Annotated in this window: 9 protein-coding genes; 7 read left to right on the plus strand and 2 right to left on the minus strand. The window is 75.6% G+C overall.

The annotated features are described in order from the left end of the window. Positions 1-135: 135 nt before the first annotated feature. From CRV15_RS11895 to CRV15_RS11905, 3 genes are all read left to right on the plus strand, one after another. Entirely contained in the window at positions 136-423 is a 288-nt protein-coding gene (locus CRV15_RS11895; RefSeq protein WP_003957796.1) for a DUF2530 domain-containing protein, read from the plus strand. A gap of 95 nt (positions 424-518) precedes the next feature. Then, positions 519-3,416, plus strand: a complete 2,898-nt coding sequence (locus CRV15_RS11900; protein ID WP_003961323.1) for an HAD-IC family P-type ATPase — start codon at positions 519-521, stop codon at positions 3,414-3,416. A gap of 360 nt (positions 3,417-3,776) precedes the next feature. Beyond that, complete coding sequence (locus CRV15_RS11905; protein WP_230864153.1) at positions 3,777-6,350, plus strand: RHS repeat domain-containing protein; 2,574 nt, start codon at positions 3,777-3,779, stop codon at positions 6,348-6,350. A 1,018-nt stretch (positions 6,351-7,368) separates the two neighbouring features. On the opposite strand, the gene CRV15_RS11910 is transcribed toward CRV15_RS11905, so the two are convergent. Next, positions 7,369-10,608, minus strand: a complete 3,240-nt coding sequence (locus CRV15_RS11910) for a sacsin N-terminal ATP-binding-like domain-containing protein (RefSeq protein WP_003961321.1) — start codon at positions 10,606-10,608, stop codon at positions 7,369-7,371. A 921-nt stretch (positions 10,609-11,529) separates the two neighbouring features. Further along, the gene (locus tag CRV15_RS11915) at positions 11,530-12,429 is read right to left on the minus strand and encodes a DUF3027 domain-containing protein (protein WP_003959003.1); all 900 of its coding nucleotides are present in this window, start codon (positions 12,427-12,429) and stop codon (positions 11,530-11,532) included. A gap of 316 nt (positions 12,430-12,745) precedes the next feature. Between CRV15_RS11915 and CRV15_RS11925 the strand changes: the two genes are divergently transcribed. The 4 genes from CRV15_RS11925 (at position 12,746) to CRV15_RS11940 (ending at position 16,375) form a co-directional block, all read left to right on the plus strand. Then, the gene (locus CRV15_RS11925) at positions 12,746-14,098 is read left to right on the plus strand and encodes an MFS transporter (protein WP_003961319.1); all 1,353 of its coding nucleotides are present in this window, start codon (positions 12,746-12,748) and stop codon (positions 14,096-14,098) included. 141 nt (positions 14,099-14,239) lie between these two features. Next, positions 14,240-14,716, plus strand: a complete 477-nt coding sequence (locus CRV15_RS11930) for a hypothetical protein (RefSeq protein WP_003959000.1) — start codon at positions 14,240-14,242, stop codon at positions 14,714-14,716. Positions 14,717-14,792: 76 nt separating this feature from the next. Further along, the gene (locus CRV15_RS11935; protein WP_009997173.1) at positions 14,793-15,539 is read left to right on the plus strand and encodes a futalosine hydrolase; all 747 of its coding nucleotides are present in this window, start codon (positions 14,793-14,795) and stop codon (positions 15,537-15,539) included. Continuing rightward, on the plus strand, positions 15,536-16,375 hold the full coding sequence (locus tag CRV15_RS11940; protein WP_003958998.1) for a 1,4-dihydroxy-6-naphtoate synthase: 840 nt from the start codon (positions 15,536-15,538) through the stop codon (positions 16,373-16,375). Before CRV15_RS11935 ends, CRV15_RS11940 begins: the two co-directional genes overlap by 4 nt. The last annotated feature ends 43 nt before the right edge of the window (positions 16,376-16,418 follow it).

Raw genomic sequence — 16,418 nt, forward strand, 5'->3', positions numbered from 1 at the left:
GCTTGGATGTTCCTACGAATCATTCAGGTCAAAAGCAAACCGTTTCAGTATGAAGATATAGGGGAAAGATCGCCATCTCCGCGCGTAGACCCTTGGGGGGACGGCCGGGACGGCCGGTTGCCTAGACTGGTGACCATGGCGAAGTGGACCCCCAAGCACGAGGCGCCCGAGCCCCTGGAGGGGCCTGTCGTCGGCACCATCACCGGTGGCACGATCATCTGGTTCGTCCTCTTCCTGGTGCAGATCCCGTTCTACGGCTGGTTCGAGGAACGCGGCCTGATGTGGTGGGTCTGGACCTGTCTGGCCGGTGCCGGCCTGGGGCTGATCGGCATCTGGTACGTCCGCGGGCGCGAGGCCGCGCTCAAGCGTGCGGAGGCCGCGGGGGAACGCGAGGAGCGGGCGGAGCCCGCCGAGCGCGAGTAGGACCGACCCGCCCGGCCCGGGGTCCGGGATCGACACCACTCATTTCAGGCCAGTCCAAGGGGTGAGCCGACCCCTGCGCCCGTACCGTACAAATCATGACCCAGCGGGCAGGGATCAACACGGACGGCGGCCCTGAGCCGGACGGCCCGTCGGCGGGCGGACACGACAGCGCGGCCGGGCGCGACAGGACGGCCGGAGCCGACGCGGCCGGGCGCCGGGCGGGGACGGCCCGGACGCCCCGGCCCAAGGACACGGGCGCGGCGGCCCGGTGCGGCCCCCGGATCGACGCGGGCGCCGAGCTGGACCCCGTCCACCCCGTCAAACCGCCCCGGCGGCTCATCGACGCGGGCGCGGAGCTGGACCCCGTCCATCCGGTGCGACCGCCCGCGCGGCCGCCCACGCGACCGTCCGCAGGACCGGACGACGGGCCGGGCACAGGGCCGTCCGCCGGGCCGGGCACGGGACCGTCCGCAGGACCGCCCACGAGACCGTCCGCCGGGCCGGGCACGGGACCGTCCGCAGGACCGCCCACGAGACCGTCCGCCGGGCCGGGCACGGGGGCGGACACCCGGCCGGGCACGGGGCCGTCCGCCGAACCGGACGACGGGGCGGGCACGGGGGCGTCCGCCGTCGGGCCGGGGGCCCGGAGCGCCACCGGGCTGACCACCGCCGAGGTCGCCGAGCGGATCGCGCGCGGCGAGGTCAACGATGTCCCCGTCCGCTCCTCCCGCTCCACCGCCGACATCGTCCGGGCCAATGTCTTCACCCGCTTCAACGCCCTCATCGGCGTCCTCTGGGTGATCATGCTGATCGTCGCTCCGATCCAGGACAGCCTCTTCGGCTGGATCATCATCGCCAACACCGGCATCGGCATCGTCCAGGAGCTGCGCGCGAAGAAGACCCTCGACGGACTCGCGGTCATCGGCGAGGCCCGGCCCACCGTCCGGCGCGACGGGCGGTCCGCCGGGATCTCCACCTCCGCCATCGTCCTCGGCGACCTGGTGGAGCTGGGCCCCGGGGACAAGGCCGTCGTCGATGGCGAGGTCGTCGAGGCCGACGGGCTGGAGATCGACGAGTCCCTGCTCACGGGCGAGGCCGACCCCGTGCTGAAACAGCCCGGCGACCCGGTGATGTCCGGCAGCTTCGTCGTCGCGGGCGGCGGCGCCTTCACCGCGACCCGCGTCGGCCGCGAGGCGTACGCGGCCCAGCTCGCCGAGGAGGCGTCCCGTTTCACCCTCGTCGACTCGGAGCTGCGCAACGGCATCAGCGTCATCCTCAAATATGTGACCTGGATGCTGGTCCCGACCGCCATCGGTCTGATCATCAGCCAGCTCGTGGTCAAGAACTCCGACTTCCAGGACTCCATCGCCCGGACCGTCGGCGGCATCGTGCCGATGATCCCCGAGGGGCTGGTCCTGCTCACCTCCATCGCCTTCGCCATCGGAGTGATCCGGCTGGGGCGCCAGCAGTGCCTGGTGCAGGAGCTGCCCGCGATCGAGGGGCTGGCCCGGGTGGACGTCGTCTGCCTGGACAAGACCGGGACGCTCACCGAGGGCGGCATGGACGTCAGCGAGGTGCGCCCGCTGAACGGGACCGGTGAGCGGTACGCCCGGCAGGTGCTCGGCGCGCTGGGGGCCTCGGACCCGCGTCCCAACGCCTCCCTGAAGGCCATCGCGGCGGCCTGCCCGGACGGCGCCGGGTGGACGGTCACCGACACCCTGCCGTTCTCCTCCGCCCGCAAGTACAGCGGCGCGAGCTTCACCGAGGCGGACGGGGCCCGGTCCGCCTGGCTGCTGGGGGCGCCGGACGTCCTCCTGGAACGGGGGTCGGCCGCGCTCGCCGAGACCGAACGCCTCAACGAGCAGGGGCTGCGGGTGCTGCTGCTGGCCCGGACGGACGGACCGCTGGACACCCCCGGCGCCGGGGAGCGGCTGCGGCTGCGTCCGGCCGCCCTCGTCGTGCTGGAGCAGCGGCTGCGCCCCGACGCCCCCGACACCCTGCGGTACTTCGCCGAACAGGACGTCCGTACGAAGGTCATCTCCGGCGACAACGCCGTCTCCGTCGGCGCGGTGGCCGCGAAACTGGAACTGCCCGGCGCCCAGCGCGCGGTGGACGCGCGGACCCTTCCCACCGAGGCGGGGCCGCTGGGGGAGGCGCTGGACGCCCACGCCGTCTTCGGCCGGGTGACCCCGCAGCAGAAACGGGACATGGTCGGGGCGCTCCAGGCCCGGGGGCACACCGTCGCCATGACCGGCGACGGCGTCAATGACGTGCTCGCGCTGAAGGACGCCGACATCGGGGTGTCGATGGGCTCGGGCTCCGAGGCCACCCGGGCGGTCGCCCAGATCGTGCTGCTGAACAACAGCTTCGCCACCCTGCCGTCGGTCGTCGCCGAGGGGCGCCGGGTCATCGGCAACATCACCCGAGTCGCCACCCTCTTCCTCACCAAGACCGTCTATTCGGTGCTGCTGGCGATCCTGGTCGTGTGCAGCCAGGTGGAGTACCCGTTCCTGCCCCGGCATCTGGCGCTGCTGTCCACGCTGACCATCGGGGTCCCCGCCTTCTTCCTCGCGCTCGCGCCCAACCGGGAACGGGCGAAACCGCACTTCGTCCGGCGGGTGATGCGGTACTCGATCCCGGCCGGGACCATCGCGGCGGCGGGCACCTTCACCACGTATCTGCTGGCCCGCGCCCACTACAGCGGGCCGAACGCGCTGGACGCGGAGACCAGCGTGGCGACCCTGACGCTGTTCCTGATCGCGATGTGGGTGCTCGCGATCATCGCCCGGCCCTACACCTGGTGGCGGATCGTGCTCGTGGCGGCCATGGGGTTCGGCTTCGTGGTGGTCGTGACCGTGCCCTGGCTCCAGGACTTCTTCGCGCTGAAACTGGTGGGGACCACCATGCCGTGGACGGCGGTCGTGATCGCGGTGGTGGCGGCGGGCCTGGTGGAGCTGGCCTGGCGATGGGTGGACCGGCGCTTCCCCGCCTGACCGGGCGGCTACCCGCTGAAGGTACTGTGCCCCCAGGTCAGGGGCGTTTTCGGACCAGGCGTCGGGGGTGGCCCGACGGCGCGGCGGACGGCCCCGGGGAACGAGGGGGGCCGCTGAGCCATGCGGTACGGACGGATACGGGACGGGCGGACGCCCGGCGGGCAGGCGCCCGGTGGGCAGGCGCCGGACGGACCGACCCAGGACGATCCGACCTGGGACGGACCGACACCCGACGAACCGACACCCGACGGGCAGGCGCAGGGCGGGTGGACGCAGGGCGGGTGTCGGCAGCGAGACGGTGGTCCGCGCGGCGGCCGGGGGCGGGCCGCGGTGCGGGCGGCCGCCGGGGGTGCCCTGGCCGTGGCGCTGGCCGCCTCCCTGCTGCTGGCACCGGGCGCGGCACCGGCCACCGCCGGGACGCCCGTGAAGCCGGTGAAGCCGGTGGCTCCCGTGCTGCCCGTGGCCCCCGTTGCGCGGGCGGGCTCGGCCGTGCTCCCCACCGGTGACCGGGTGGAGCCCGCCGCCGCCCCGGGAGCGGCGGCCCCCGCCGTCCGTCTCGTCCCCCTCGCCGGACAGGAACAGCCCGGGCGGTACGCGTACACCCAGCGCGGCGGCGAACTGACGCTCCGTCCGGCCGGGCTCCCCCGGGCCCTGCCCGCCACCACGGTGAACACCACGACCGGGAGCACCACGACCGGGGGCACCCCCACCGGCAACGCCGCCGGACGAGGTGCGCGCGGCGGCCCGTTCAAGGTGGGTGTCGTCCTCACGGGCGCCACCGCCAACGGCCCCGTCGTCCAGGTCTGGAACCGTACGACCTGGGCGTACCACGAGGTCACCGTGGGTACGCGGGGCGCGGACGGCACCGTGTGGCTGCCGCCGGGCGACTATCTCGCCGTCGGCATGTACGGCGGCCCGGCGGCCGATCATCTCCTCGCCCGCGCCTTCACCGTCCGGGACCGGGCGCTGACCGTGGCCATGGACGCCCGCGCCGCCCGCGAGACCGCCGTCACCACCGACGACAGCACCGCCCGCCGGGCCGGTGCCGCCGTGTCGCTGCGGCTGCCGAACGGCGAGGTCGTCGGCTTCATGGGCGGCCGGGGACAGCGGGTGCTGGTCACCCCGTTCACACTGAAGGGCATCTCGCTGCGGGTGCACGAGGTGCAGGTGAAGAAGGGGACCACCGCCAACGTCCCGAGTCCCTACCGGTACGAGCTGGTCAAGGAGTTCCGCGACACCGTCCCGGCCACGCCCCGGGCCACCGTCCGCACGGCCGGCCTGGCGCGGACCGTGCTCACCCTGCGCTCCCCGGGACTCGACACCATCGGCTGGCTGTCCAGCTCCCGTGACCTGCGCGGGAACACCTCGTCCACGGTCGCGACCCCGGTCCGGCTGCCCGCGCGGGTGACCGAGTACGCGACCCCCGGCATCGCCGTCCGGCACACGCTCGACTCCCCCGACGGACCCGCGCTGACGACCGGGCGGCGGCTGCCCGCGGCGGGCGGGAGCACGGGGCACGTCCTCGGGGCCGCCCCGTTCGGGGCGGGCGCCTGCGCGCTGCCGCAGAGCGAGCCCAGCGAACTGCGCGGCACCCGGCTCACCTTCGCGGAGCCCTGCGCGTACGGGGACGGCTACGGCCATCAGGGGCTCGACCGCGACGCGACGGAAGACCTCGAACTCACCTCGCGGGGCGCGCTGGTCGCGCGGGAGCGGGGGCGGGCGCTGGGGGCGCCGTGGTCGGTCACCCTGAAGGAGACGGGGGTGCCGCACACCCTGTACCAGACCGTGCGGCACACGGACAGCCCCCGCCGGTACACCCGTACCCAGCACAGCGTGTGGACCTTCGTCCCCGGCGGGCCGGGCGCGCGCCCCGGTGAACTGCCGCTGTCCGACGTCCGGATGCGGGTCTCCGGGCTCAGCGACCGGAACACGGCGGGCAGCGCGCCCGTCACCGTGCATCTCACCGCCTCCTCGCGGACGGGGCGCGTCACCGCCACGCCGACCTCCCTGGAGTACTCCACCGACGACGGCGGCACCTGGCACCCGCTGCGGCTGAGCGGCACCGCGGACCTCACCCCCGGCAGCGGCGGCGACCGGCGCAGCGCCCGGTTCACCGTGCCGTCCGGCGCCCGTTATGTCTCGCTGCGCGCGCGGGCGGCCGCGGCGGACGGGACGACGCTCACGCGGACCCTGCTGCGGGCGTTCGGCGGCCCGGCGCCGCTCGCGGACGAGCAGGCCGGTGGGATCAAGGTCTCGCACGTGACCGTCAACGGCAGCAGGACGGTCGTACCGGCGGTCGGCGAGGGCTTCGGCGACGCCGACCGGGTGTACGACGTGACGTACACCGTCACCCATCCGACGGGGGTCGCGGGCAGCGGGGTGCGGCTCTACCGGGGGGCGTTCGACCGGCCGGACGCCGTACTGCCGACGAGCACGCCGCACTGTGCGCGCAAGAGCGCGGACACCTCCGTGTGCACGGCGTACTTCTCCCTCGACGCCCGAACCGAGCTGGGGCGGAACGCGTTCGCGGGCGAGTGGCGGGCCGCCGCGTACGCCCGTTCGGCGGGCGGCACGAGCCTCACCAGCCGGAGCCGGGCGGGGACGGTGCAGATCCTGCGGGCGACGAAGCTGACCTCCGACGGGCCGGACGGGAAGGTGTCCGCGGGCCGTTCGTTCACCCTGACCGGCACCGCGCGGGCCGCCGACTGGGCCACCGGGCTGCCGGTCGCGCTGCCGGGGCGCTCCGCGCGGCTGGAGTTCCGGGCGCGGGGCGAACGCGAGTATCTGACGGTCGGCCGGGTGACGACGGACTCCCGGGGCGGGCTGCGGATCTCCCAGCGGGCCACCCGGGACGGGTACTGGCGCTGGGTGCTGCCGGTGGCGTCGGGGACGGCGGCGAGGACGTCGCCGAGGGTGTTCGTGGACGTGCGCTGAGCCTGTCGGTGCCGGTGCCGGTGTCGGTCGGTACGCGGCCGGTACGCGCCGAGGGCGCCGGGAGGTGGAGGAGTGCCGGTCGCCGCCGTGGTGACCGGCACTCGGCCGTCCCGGGCACGTCGCTGTCTCTGTCTCCGTGTCCGTGTCCGTGTCCGGGGCGACGGTCCGGTCCGGGGCCTTGGGGGGCGGCGGCGACCGGGCCGGTGCGGGCGACGGCACGCCCACGCGGTGGACGGTGCCCCGCCCTGGGCGGTGCGTCTTGTGCCCGGCGTTCCGGCCCGGACGGGGCACCCGCCGCCCGCCCGCCGCGCCATCCCGGGGACCGGTCGTCCCGGACGGTGGCCTGCGGGCCTCCCGGACGGATCCCGGCGGCGACCGGGCCGGGGCGGGGGGACGGCACTCCACACCGTGCCCCGCCCTCGCCACCCCACCGCCGCACGGGCCGGTACGGCGGTGGTCCACCCCGGAGGGGCCCGGTGCGACGGCCCGGCCCGGAGACGCCCGGCACCTCCCCGAACGGGCCACTGGCCGGTACGGCGGCGGCCTCACGGTGGACGGTGCCCCGCCCACGCCACCACGACACCACCGGGCCGGTACGGCGGCGGCCCGGCCCGGAGACGCCCGGCGCCTCCCCCGAACGGGCCACCGGCCGGTACGAAGACGATGCGGCCTCGCGGTGAACGGCGCCCCGCCCCGGGCGCCCCGCGGACCGGCCGCGCCGCAGCACCCGGACCACCGCCCCGGGCGACCCGTCCGTGCCCGGCGTTCCGGCCCGGACGGGGCACCCGCCGCCCGCCCGCCGCGCCATCCCGGGGACCGGTCGTCCCGGACGGTGGCCTGCGGGCCTCCCGGACGGGCTGCGACGCCACCGGGCCGGGGCGGGGGGACGAGCCCCGGCCGGTGCGACGGTGGTCCACCCCGGAGGGGCCCGGTGCGACGGCCCGGACCGGAGACACCCGGCCGACCTTCCCCGAACGGGCCACCGGCCGATGCGGCGGCGGCCCGGACCGGGCGGGGCTTACGGCAGCGGGTCGAACCAGCGGTCCCGGGCCAGTTCCTCCGTGCGGGACGGGTCCTCCAGCAGTGCCGCGACCTCGAAGCGCCGGGGCCACTGGCCCGCCGCCCAGGCGAGGCCCGCCGCGACGCCCTCCACCGTCGCCGCGTGGACCGTGCCGTCGGGGGTGCGGCGCCACTCCAGTTCGACGCCGTCGACGATCAACTCGTCGTGCTCGGTGTACGTCTCGGGGGTCGCCGGGCCCAGCAGCACCCGGACCGCGTCCGGAACGGGGTGGACCTCGCCCTCCGTCGTCACCGGGGCGGGCAGTGCCCCGCTCAGCCGCCGCACCTGGAGCAGTTCCGCCAGCTCGGCGGCGCGCTCCGGCGCGACCGGCAGCAGCGCGCGGCCCGCCGCCAGCGGCAGCAGGTCGGGGGCGTCCACCACGAGCGCGTCGGCGGCGTCCACGACACACACCTCGCCGTCGACGACCGCCCGCAGCTCGTCGGGGAGCGTCACCTGCTCCGGGTCGAGGTCCGCGAGCGCCGTGTGCAGACCGTGGAGCTGCGCGGCGTGGACGGGGCGCTCCGGGTCGGCGAGCCGGGACAGCAGCTCCGCAGCGCCGCCGGGCTCGTCGAGGAGGTCCGCCACCGTGGTGCGCACCCCCAGCGCCCGCAGGACGAGGGCGTCGTCGAAGCCGGTGGCGTCCACGGCCTCGTACAGCCCCGTGAGGAGGGAGTCGCCCCCGGCGGCCCGCAGTCCGGCGGGGCGGCGGCCGTCCAGGACCGGGTGGTCGCGCAGCCACCACGCGGTGTACGGGCGCACCGTCTCCGTCGTGCCGTCCGGCAGCAGCACCCGCACGGGCTGGGTGAGCGCGTCCCGCAGCGGCGGCCGGGCGAGCAGGGCGAGCGCCTGCGGCCAGTGGTCGTCGTCGACGAGGTCCAGGTCCCGCACGGCGGTGATCTCGGTCGCGACGGGCGGCACCGGGGTCTCGGGGAGCCGGTCGAGGACGTCCTCGCACCAGACGTCGACCGCGTCGAGGAGCCCCGCGTCGTCCGGTTCGGCGTAGTCGCTGTCGCGGGGTTCCAGCTCGTCGGGGTCGAGGACGACATCGGTGGCGCGGACGAGGGTGAAGTTCACGAGGACCCCGCAGGCGGCCAGCGGCTGGGCGCCCCAGCGTTCGGCGAGCGCGGGAGCGACGAAGGCGAGTTCGTCCTCGCGCATGACCTCCGCGAACGGGCTGCCGGGCAGGACCAGCTCCCCGGCGGGGACGCTCTCGCCGTCCTCGTCGGGAAGGGCGAGAGCGCCCAGCCAGGGCTCGTCCCCGGGGTCCAGCTCCGCGTCCCGGACGAGGGTGAGCACGGTCTCCGCCAGCTCGTCCGCGTCGAGCGTGTCGGCCGTGTCGTCGAACCAGGTCTCCCCCTCGTCGAGGGAGGCGGCGACCGCCGTACGGACCTGGGGGGTCGTCAGCACGGCCCGGGGCGTGGCGGGCAGCGCGCCCAGCTTCTCCAGCAGGGGGTGGGCCGCGTCCGGGTGGGCGACCTTGAGGCCGAGGCGGGTGAGGTGCGGCGGGGTCTCGGCGAGCGGCAGCAGGGTCTGCCGGGGGCCGATGACGGTCCGGCCGTCGGTGAGCGGGACGGGCAGTCCGGAGAGGCGGTCGGGGTCGACGCCCGCGAGGCTGTCGTAGAGGCGGCGCCACCAGGCGGGCGCGCGCTCCAGACCGGCGAGGCGGTCGATCGCCTCCGTCAGCGGGACACGGGCGACGCCGAGGGTGCGCAGTTCGGCCCGGCGCTCCAGACCGGCGGGGAGCAGGCTCGGCAGCACCTCGGCGAGCACCCGCACGGTGTCGGTGCCCGCGCCCTCGACCACCTCCGCCTCGACGGGGCGCAGCGCGGGCGGGCGCTCCCGGCCGGGGAGTCCGGTCTCCTCCTCGTCCTGTCCGGTGTCCCCCGGGCGGGGGGCGGCGGGCTCCAGGAAGGCGGTACGGGGCAGCAGCTCCAGGATGCCCGCGCGCAGCGCGCCGTCCAGCTCGCCCTTGCCGAGCGGGCCGGGGACGAGGTCGATCGTGCCGGTGGTGACCGGCTGCCAGCCGCCGAGCAGTTCCGTGTACGCCTCGGCCGCGCGCCGCACCAGGAAGTCGGTGAGGGGGCCGGGGGCGGGGTGGCGACGGGTCGTGTCCAGCGGCAGCGAGGCGATGAGCAGCGCGGGGATGCCGAGGGGTTCGTCGGTGGGGGTCGGCGCGTGGACCACGGGGGCGGTGCGGGGGCGGGCGGGGGTGCCGTCGGCGTCCACGGGGACGGCCCAGGTGACGGTCCAGTAGGGGCGGAGGCGTTCCTCGCGGGGGCGGTCGCGGAGGAGGTCGGGGTCGATGGTGCCGGTGTGGTTGACGGTGCGCCAGAGGGTGGTGCCTCGGGCGGAGTCGTGGATGCGGGTCGTGTCCGCCCCGCGTGCCCCGTCCGTCTGGCCTGACTCCTCCGGCTGGCCTGCCCCGGCTGTCCCGTCCGTCCCGCCTGCCCCGTCCGCCTCGCGGCGGAGGGTGCGGACCGACTCCGGGGTCTCGACGACGACCTCCGCGAGGCCCGGCAGGGCGAGGAGGAGCGCGTCGTCCACCCCGTCGAGCAGGCGCTCCACGAGGTCGACGGCCGCGCCGTCGCGCAGCGGGAGGACCACCACCGTGTCGTAGCCGTCCGGGGCGGTGCCCTCGGCGGGCAGCGGGAGCCGCAACAGCGGGACATGGCCGTCACGGCGGCGCAGCTCCTCGCCGAGGCCGGGGCTGTGCGCCGCCACCTCCCGCGTCAGCTCACGGGCCTCCGCGAGCGCCCAGCGGACCCCGCCGTGGCGGCCGAGCACGGCGGGTTCGTCGCTGACCGCGAGCACGGCGGCGAAACCGACGCCGAAGCGGCCCACGCTGCTGTCCTGCGTGTCCCGTTTGGCGGAGGCCCGCAGGGTGCTGAGGGATTCGACGCCCGCCGCGTCGAGCGGGGCGCCCGTGTTGGCGGCGGCGAGGACGGCGGGGGAGGTCGCGGTCGGCGGACGGAGCGTGAGACGGAGCCGGCCGGGGGTGCGGGTGCGGGCGGCGGCGTCGGCGGCGTTCTGGGCGAGTTCGACGACGAGGCGGTCGCGGTAGCCGCCGAGGACGAGGTCCTCCTCCGCGTTGGCGTCCTCGCGGAACCGGGCCGGTCCCGCGCCCCACGCGTCGAGCACGCCTCGGCGCAGCCGGGCGGTCCCAAACGGGTCGGCCGGCTCGGTCCTCGTGACACTCACGGTGTGCTCCGCTCTCTCGCGTTGTCCTGCGGCGGCTCGGGCGGCGCGGCGCGTTGTCGGCGTGCGCCTGTCCGCCGCCGGGGCGAAGGTACCCCGTGGGTGGGGGTGGTCTGTGCGTCCACCCATGGTGGGCCCGGTTTGTCCGCAAACTCCTCACCTGGATTCAGGTTCGTCGGCGGGTGGGGGATTCCAGCCTCGGGGGGCCGCACCACATCAGCCCCGTGGGGGTGCCCGAAATTTCAGCCTCGTGGGGGTGCCCATTTCAGCCCCTCCGGGGGGATCGAGGCTCAAGATTCAGCCCCTTGGGGGTGCCCCCTCTGGGGGAGATTGAGGAGCGGGGGCTCGGGGGCTGGCCCCCGACAACGGGGCCGCGCGGGGGTCCGTCGGCTTACGCGTCAGCCTTGCGTGGGACGCGGGGTCCGTCCTCAATCGCCGGACAGGCTTGGTGTGCTCGGGTCAGCCGTATGGGTGCGGGAGTGGGGGCCTCCGGGCTCGACTCCTCAGGGCCGGCAGACCGAGCGTCCGTCGTCCGGACGCGGGCCATTCTCCGCCGGTCCCTTCCGGGGACGACCCTGCACCCCCCACCACGGGCAGACGGCCCACCCGGGTGCGGGAGGGCGCACAATCCTTCCCCCGGAACATGCCCCCGCTCACATCAGCCCCGCCCGAAATTCAGCCCCCGGGAGGGGTGGCCCGCACCATTAAGCCCCTTGGGGTGCCCCCTCTGGGGGATCAAGGCTCAAGATTCAGCCCCGTGGGGGTGCCCCCTCCGGGGGAGATTGAGGAACGGGGGCCCGGCCCCCGACCACGGGCCCGCGCGGGGCGGGCGGGCCCGTGGTCGGCGCAGGCGTGGGGCGGGCGTCCGTCGCTCAGGTGTCCGGAAAAGCAGCCCCTGGGGACCAGGGGCTGGATTTATCCAGGTCAGGCGTGGCCCAGGTCCTCGTCCGGGCCCGCGTCGTCCAGCGGAAAAGCGTCCGGCGCCAGTGAGTCGAGCACCGGCGGCGCGGGCTGCGGCGGCTTCGGCATAACGGCGGCCTCGGAGTGGCCTCCGCAGCCGTAGGAGAGCGAGACGACCCGCCCGTCCGCCGGAGCGAACTCGTTCGCGCAGATCCCGAACGCCTGCCGCAGCGATCCCGCGACCGGCACCAGGAACCCGCACGACGCGCACGACGCGGGCGCCGCCTGCGCCATCGGCGTCCGCTCGCCGAACGCCTCGTCCCAGCGGTCGGCCGCGCCCCGCAGCCCGTAGCGGGAGAGCACCCGCGCCCGCCGCATGCCCAGTTCCTCCGCGAGCGCGGCGATCTCCCCGCGGCTGTTCCCGGCGGCGTCCGCGGGCGTGCGGTCGGTCAGCTCCGCGTCCTCCGCCTCGACCCGCTCGGCGAGGTCGTGGGAGGTCTCGGCGATGACCGAGTTCGGCGGGGGTACGTCCTCGCCGGTGTAGCCGGGCTCCAGGCGCGGATCGTCCGCGGCCGTGGGCAGCAGGTCGCCCGGCCCCAGGTCGCCGGGGCGCAGCCGCTCGCTCCACGGCACCCACTCGGGTGCCAGCAGCGCGTCGGGCCCCGGGAGGAGCACGGACTCGTCGACGGTGACGTTCTTCGCGCGGGAGGCCCGCGCCACGGTCACCGCCCAGCGCCAGCCCCGGTAGCCGGGCTCGGAGCAGTCGAAGAAGTGGGTGACGACCCGGTCCCCCTCCGGGACGAGGGACACGTGCTCACCCACGCTCCCGGGTGCCGCCGTCTCCTGCGCCGCGGCCCGGGCCAGGTCCACCGCCTCGGCGCACAGACGGTCGGGGGTACGGCTTCGCGTCGTCGCAGCACTCACAGGGTCTCGCTTCTCTCCTACGCCGTCTCATGTGGTGCGCCTGCCGAATCGTGAGGTCCGGGGCGCAGGCGGAGCGGACCGGAGGGCCGCATCGACGTCCGCGCCCGGACCGGGCCGTCCCGGGCACACCTACCGTCATCCATTCTGCGGGATGCCGAAGAGGCGCGCGGCCGGGCACAGTCGCCGGTGACGCGCTACGCACGCTACCCCGTTCGCCGCCTTGAGCCCACCTGCGTGCACCGACCAGGGGGGGAACGGACGGCCCTCCGGAGCACATCACACCTCCTCCCGGCGGTCCTTGGGGCACTATGGCGAAATGGCAGCCGCCCGGTCGTCGCACGGGCCCGGAGCGCTCGCACGAGCGTGCCGGGCGGTGGGACGCGCCCTGCGCAGACCGTTCACGGGCACGGCCCGGGGCATCCGGCGGGCGACCAACGCCCAGGGCGCGGGCGAGTCGGGCCTGGGACGGCTGATCGAGCTGCACGCGGTGAACGGCGCGGGCGATGTCATGATCACTGTGGCGCTGGCCTCGACGGTCTTCTTCTCCGTCCCCACGGACGAGGCCCGGGGCCGGGTCACCCTCTATCTGGCGATCACGCTCGCCCCCTTCGCCGTCCTGGCCCCGGTGATCGGTCCGCTGCTCGACCGGATCCCGCACGGCCGCCGGGCCGCGATGGCGGCGGCGATGCTGGCCCGCGCGGTGCTGGCGCTGGGGCTCTCGGGCGCGGTGGCGACGGGGGGCCTGGAGCTGTATCCGGCGGCGCTCGGGGTGCTGGTCGCGTCGAAGGCGTACGGGGTGATCCGCAGCGCGGTCGTCCCCCGGCTGCTGCCGCCGCGGATCTCGCTGGTCAAGGCGAACTCCCGGGTGACGCTCGCGGGGCTCCTCGCCACCGGGACGGCGGCGCCCATCGGCGCGGGGCTGCACCACATCGGCCCCCAGTGGCCGCTGTACGGGGCGTGCGCGCTGTTCGCGCTGGGCACCTTCTGGGCGCTGCGGCTGCCGCCGAAGGTGGACTCCGCGAAGGGCGAGCACAAGGCGCTGATGCTGGCGGGTCCCCGGCGCCGCCCCGGGCTGCGCACGGTCGGCCCCTCCGTGCTGCACGGCCTCCAGGCGAACGTCGCGTTCCGGATGCTCTCCGGCTTCCTCATCTTCTTTCTCGCGTTCCTGCTGCGGGAGCATCCGGTGGCGGGGCAGAGCGCGGCGGTCTCGCTGGGGGTGGTGGGCGTCGCGGCGGGGCTCGGCAACGCCTGCGGGACGACGGTGGGGGCGTGGCTGAAGGCCCGGGGACCGGAGGCGATCATCGCCACGGTGCTCGGGGTGGCGCTGGCGGCGGCGGTGCTGGCGGCGGTGTTCTTCGGGGCGGGCATGGTCGCGGTGCTGGCGGCCGCGGCGGGGCTCTGCCAGGCGCTGGCGAAGCTGTCGCTGGACGCGCTGATCCAGCGGGACGTGCCGGAGGAGGTGCGGACGTCGGCGTTCGCACGCTCCGAGACGCTGCTCCAGATGGCGTGGGTGGTGGGCGGGGCGATCGGGATCGTGCTGCCGCTGAACGGGGTACTGGGCATGACGGTGGCCGCGTCCATCGTCTGCACCGGCGCGGCGGTGTCCGTACGGGGGCTGCTCGCCGCCGCCCGGCACGGCGGCGGCCACCCCCGGCCCCGGGTGGCCTGAGCCCGTCCGGACACCTGTCCCCACCCGCCGCCGGAGGCGCAGACGGGGCGAACATGCCAAAGCCACCCAGAGGTGACCGGAGCCCGCGGCGCGCCGGACCCCCGCGTGGGTTGGCGGGGCGGGACCGATAGCCTTCTGGCCATGACCGTTGCGTTCTTCTCCGGCAAGCGCCGCCGGACCGCCGCCACCATCGGTGCTGTATCGGCCGCGCTCCTCACCCTCTCGGCCTGCGAAAAGCCGACGCCGCTCGCGACCGTGACGGTCGGGACGGAGTCCGTGAACTCCGAGGCCGCCTGCTACAACGACGGCAAGGCGATCAAGGAGTCCCTGATCCAGGACTGCCTGAACGAGAAGGCGGGCAAGACCGTGAAGGTCGCCCTGGACGACAAGATCCGCTTCGGTGTGGACCCGGAGATCGCGGAGAACGGCTGGACCCTCTTCATCGGCGGACAGCCGGCCGAGCAGGAGCCGTACACCAAGACCTACCGTTCCATCCCGGCCAGCGCCTTCTTCACCTCGCAGACGGGCCAGGCGCCGGACAAGACGAAGGTCAGCATCGTCGAGACCAGCGGCAAGAAGCTCATCGGCATCTGGACCTTCACGCTCGAAAAGAAGTGACGTTCCGAGCGGTGCTCTGAGCGACGTGCCGAGTGATGTTCCGGGCCGGGTGGGCCCGGACCCCGGGAGGCGGAGCGTGCGCGTACTGGTGGTGACCGCCGTGGCGGCGGAAGCGGAAGCCGTGGCGGCGGGGCTGGGCGCGGGCCCCGCGCCGGTCCCGCTGTCCGCGCGCACGCTGGCGGGCGGGGTCGGACCGGCCGCCGCCGCCGCGTCCACCGCGCGGGAGCTGGCGCTCGCCGCCGCCGCGGGCACCCCCTACGACCTGGTGGTCTCGGCGGGCATCGGCGGCGGCTTCGCCCCGTACGCCCCCGTCGGCTCGCTGGTGGTCGCGGACGCGATCGTCGCCGCCGACCTCGGGGCCGACTCCCCCGACGGCTTCCTCCCCCTGGACGAGCTGGGCTTCGGCCGGACGTCCCACCGGCCGCCCGCCGCGCTGGCCGCGCGCGCCGCCGAAGCGGCCGGGGCGCTCCTCGCGCCGGTCCTCACGGTCTCCACGGTGACCGGGACCGCCGCCCGCGCCGCCGCGCTGAGCGGACGTCACCCCCGTGCCGCCGCCGAGGCGATGGAGGGCTTCGGGGTCGCCGAGGCGGCGACCGCCGCCGCGGTGCCCGTCCTGGAGGTCCGCGGGATCTCCAACCCGGTCGGCCCGCGCGACCGCGCCGCCTGGCGCATCGGCGACGCCCTGGGCGCGCTGCGCACCGGTTTCGCCGGCATCGCCCCCGTTCTCGAAGCGGCCTTCCCCAAGGCCGCCGGAGCGCCCGTACGGACGGCGGCGCACCCGGCCGCGCCGGGGCACCCCGATGTCGACGAGGAGTCGCTGTGACCCTGCGGATCGCCTACTCGCCCTGCCCGAACGACACGTTCGTCTTCGACGCCCTGGCCCATGGCCGGGTCCCGGGCGCGCCCGCGCTGGATGTCACGTTCGCGGACATCGACCTCACCAACGGGATGGCCGAGCGCGGCGAGGGCGACGTCCTCAAGGTCTCGTACGCGGTGCTGCCGTGGATTCTGGACGAGTACGCCCTGCTGCCCTGCGGCGGCGCCCTGGGCCGGGGCTGCGGCCCGCTGGTGCTGACCCGGGAGCCCGGTGTTGAGCTGGCCGGGAGGACGGTCGCGGTGCCCAGCGAGCGTTCGACCGCGTATCTGCTGTTCCGGCTCTGGGCCGCCGAGAAGGTCCCGGGCGGGGTCGGCGAGGTCGTCGTCCTGCCGTTCCACGAGATCATGCCCGCGGTCCGGGACGGCCGGGTGGACGCCGGTCTGGTGATCCACGAGGCCCGTTTCACCTATCAGGGGTACGGGCTGCACTGTCTGGCCGACATGGGGGAGCACTGGGAGGACGTCACCGGGCTGCCCATCCCGCTCGGCGCGATCGTCGCCAGGCGCTCCCTGGGCGCCCCGGAGCTGCGGCGGCTCGCGGAGTCCATCCGTACCTCCGTCCGGATGGCCTGGGACGACCCGGAGGCGTCCCGGCCCTATGTGCGCGAGCACGCGCAGGAGATGAATCCGGCCGTCGCCGACCAGCACATCGGTCTCTACGTCAATGAGTTCACCGCCGCCCTCGGCGAGGACGGCTACGCGGCCGTCCGGGGGCTCCTCACCCGGGCCGCGGCGGAGGGTCTGGTGCCGCCGCTGGCACCGGGCGCCCTGGACTTCGTCTGAGTCGGAGGACCGCGAGGAGTGCGCGGGCCTCGCCCGGGTCGGG

It is taken from the genome of Streptomyces clavuligerus (genome assembly GCF_005519465.1).
Lineage (GTDB): Bacteria > Actinomycetota > Actinomycetes > Streptomycetales > Streptomycetaceae > Streptomyces > Streptomyces clavuligerus.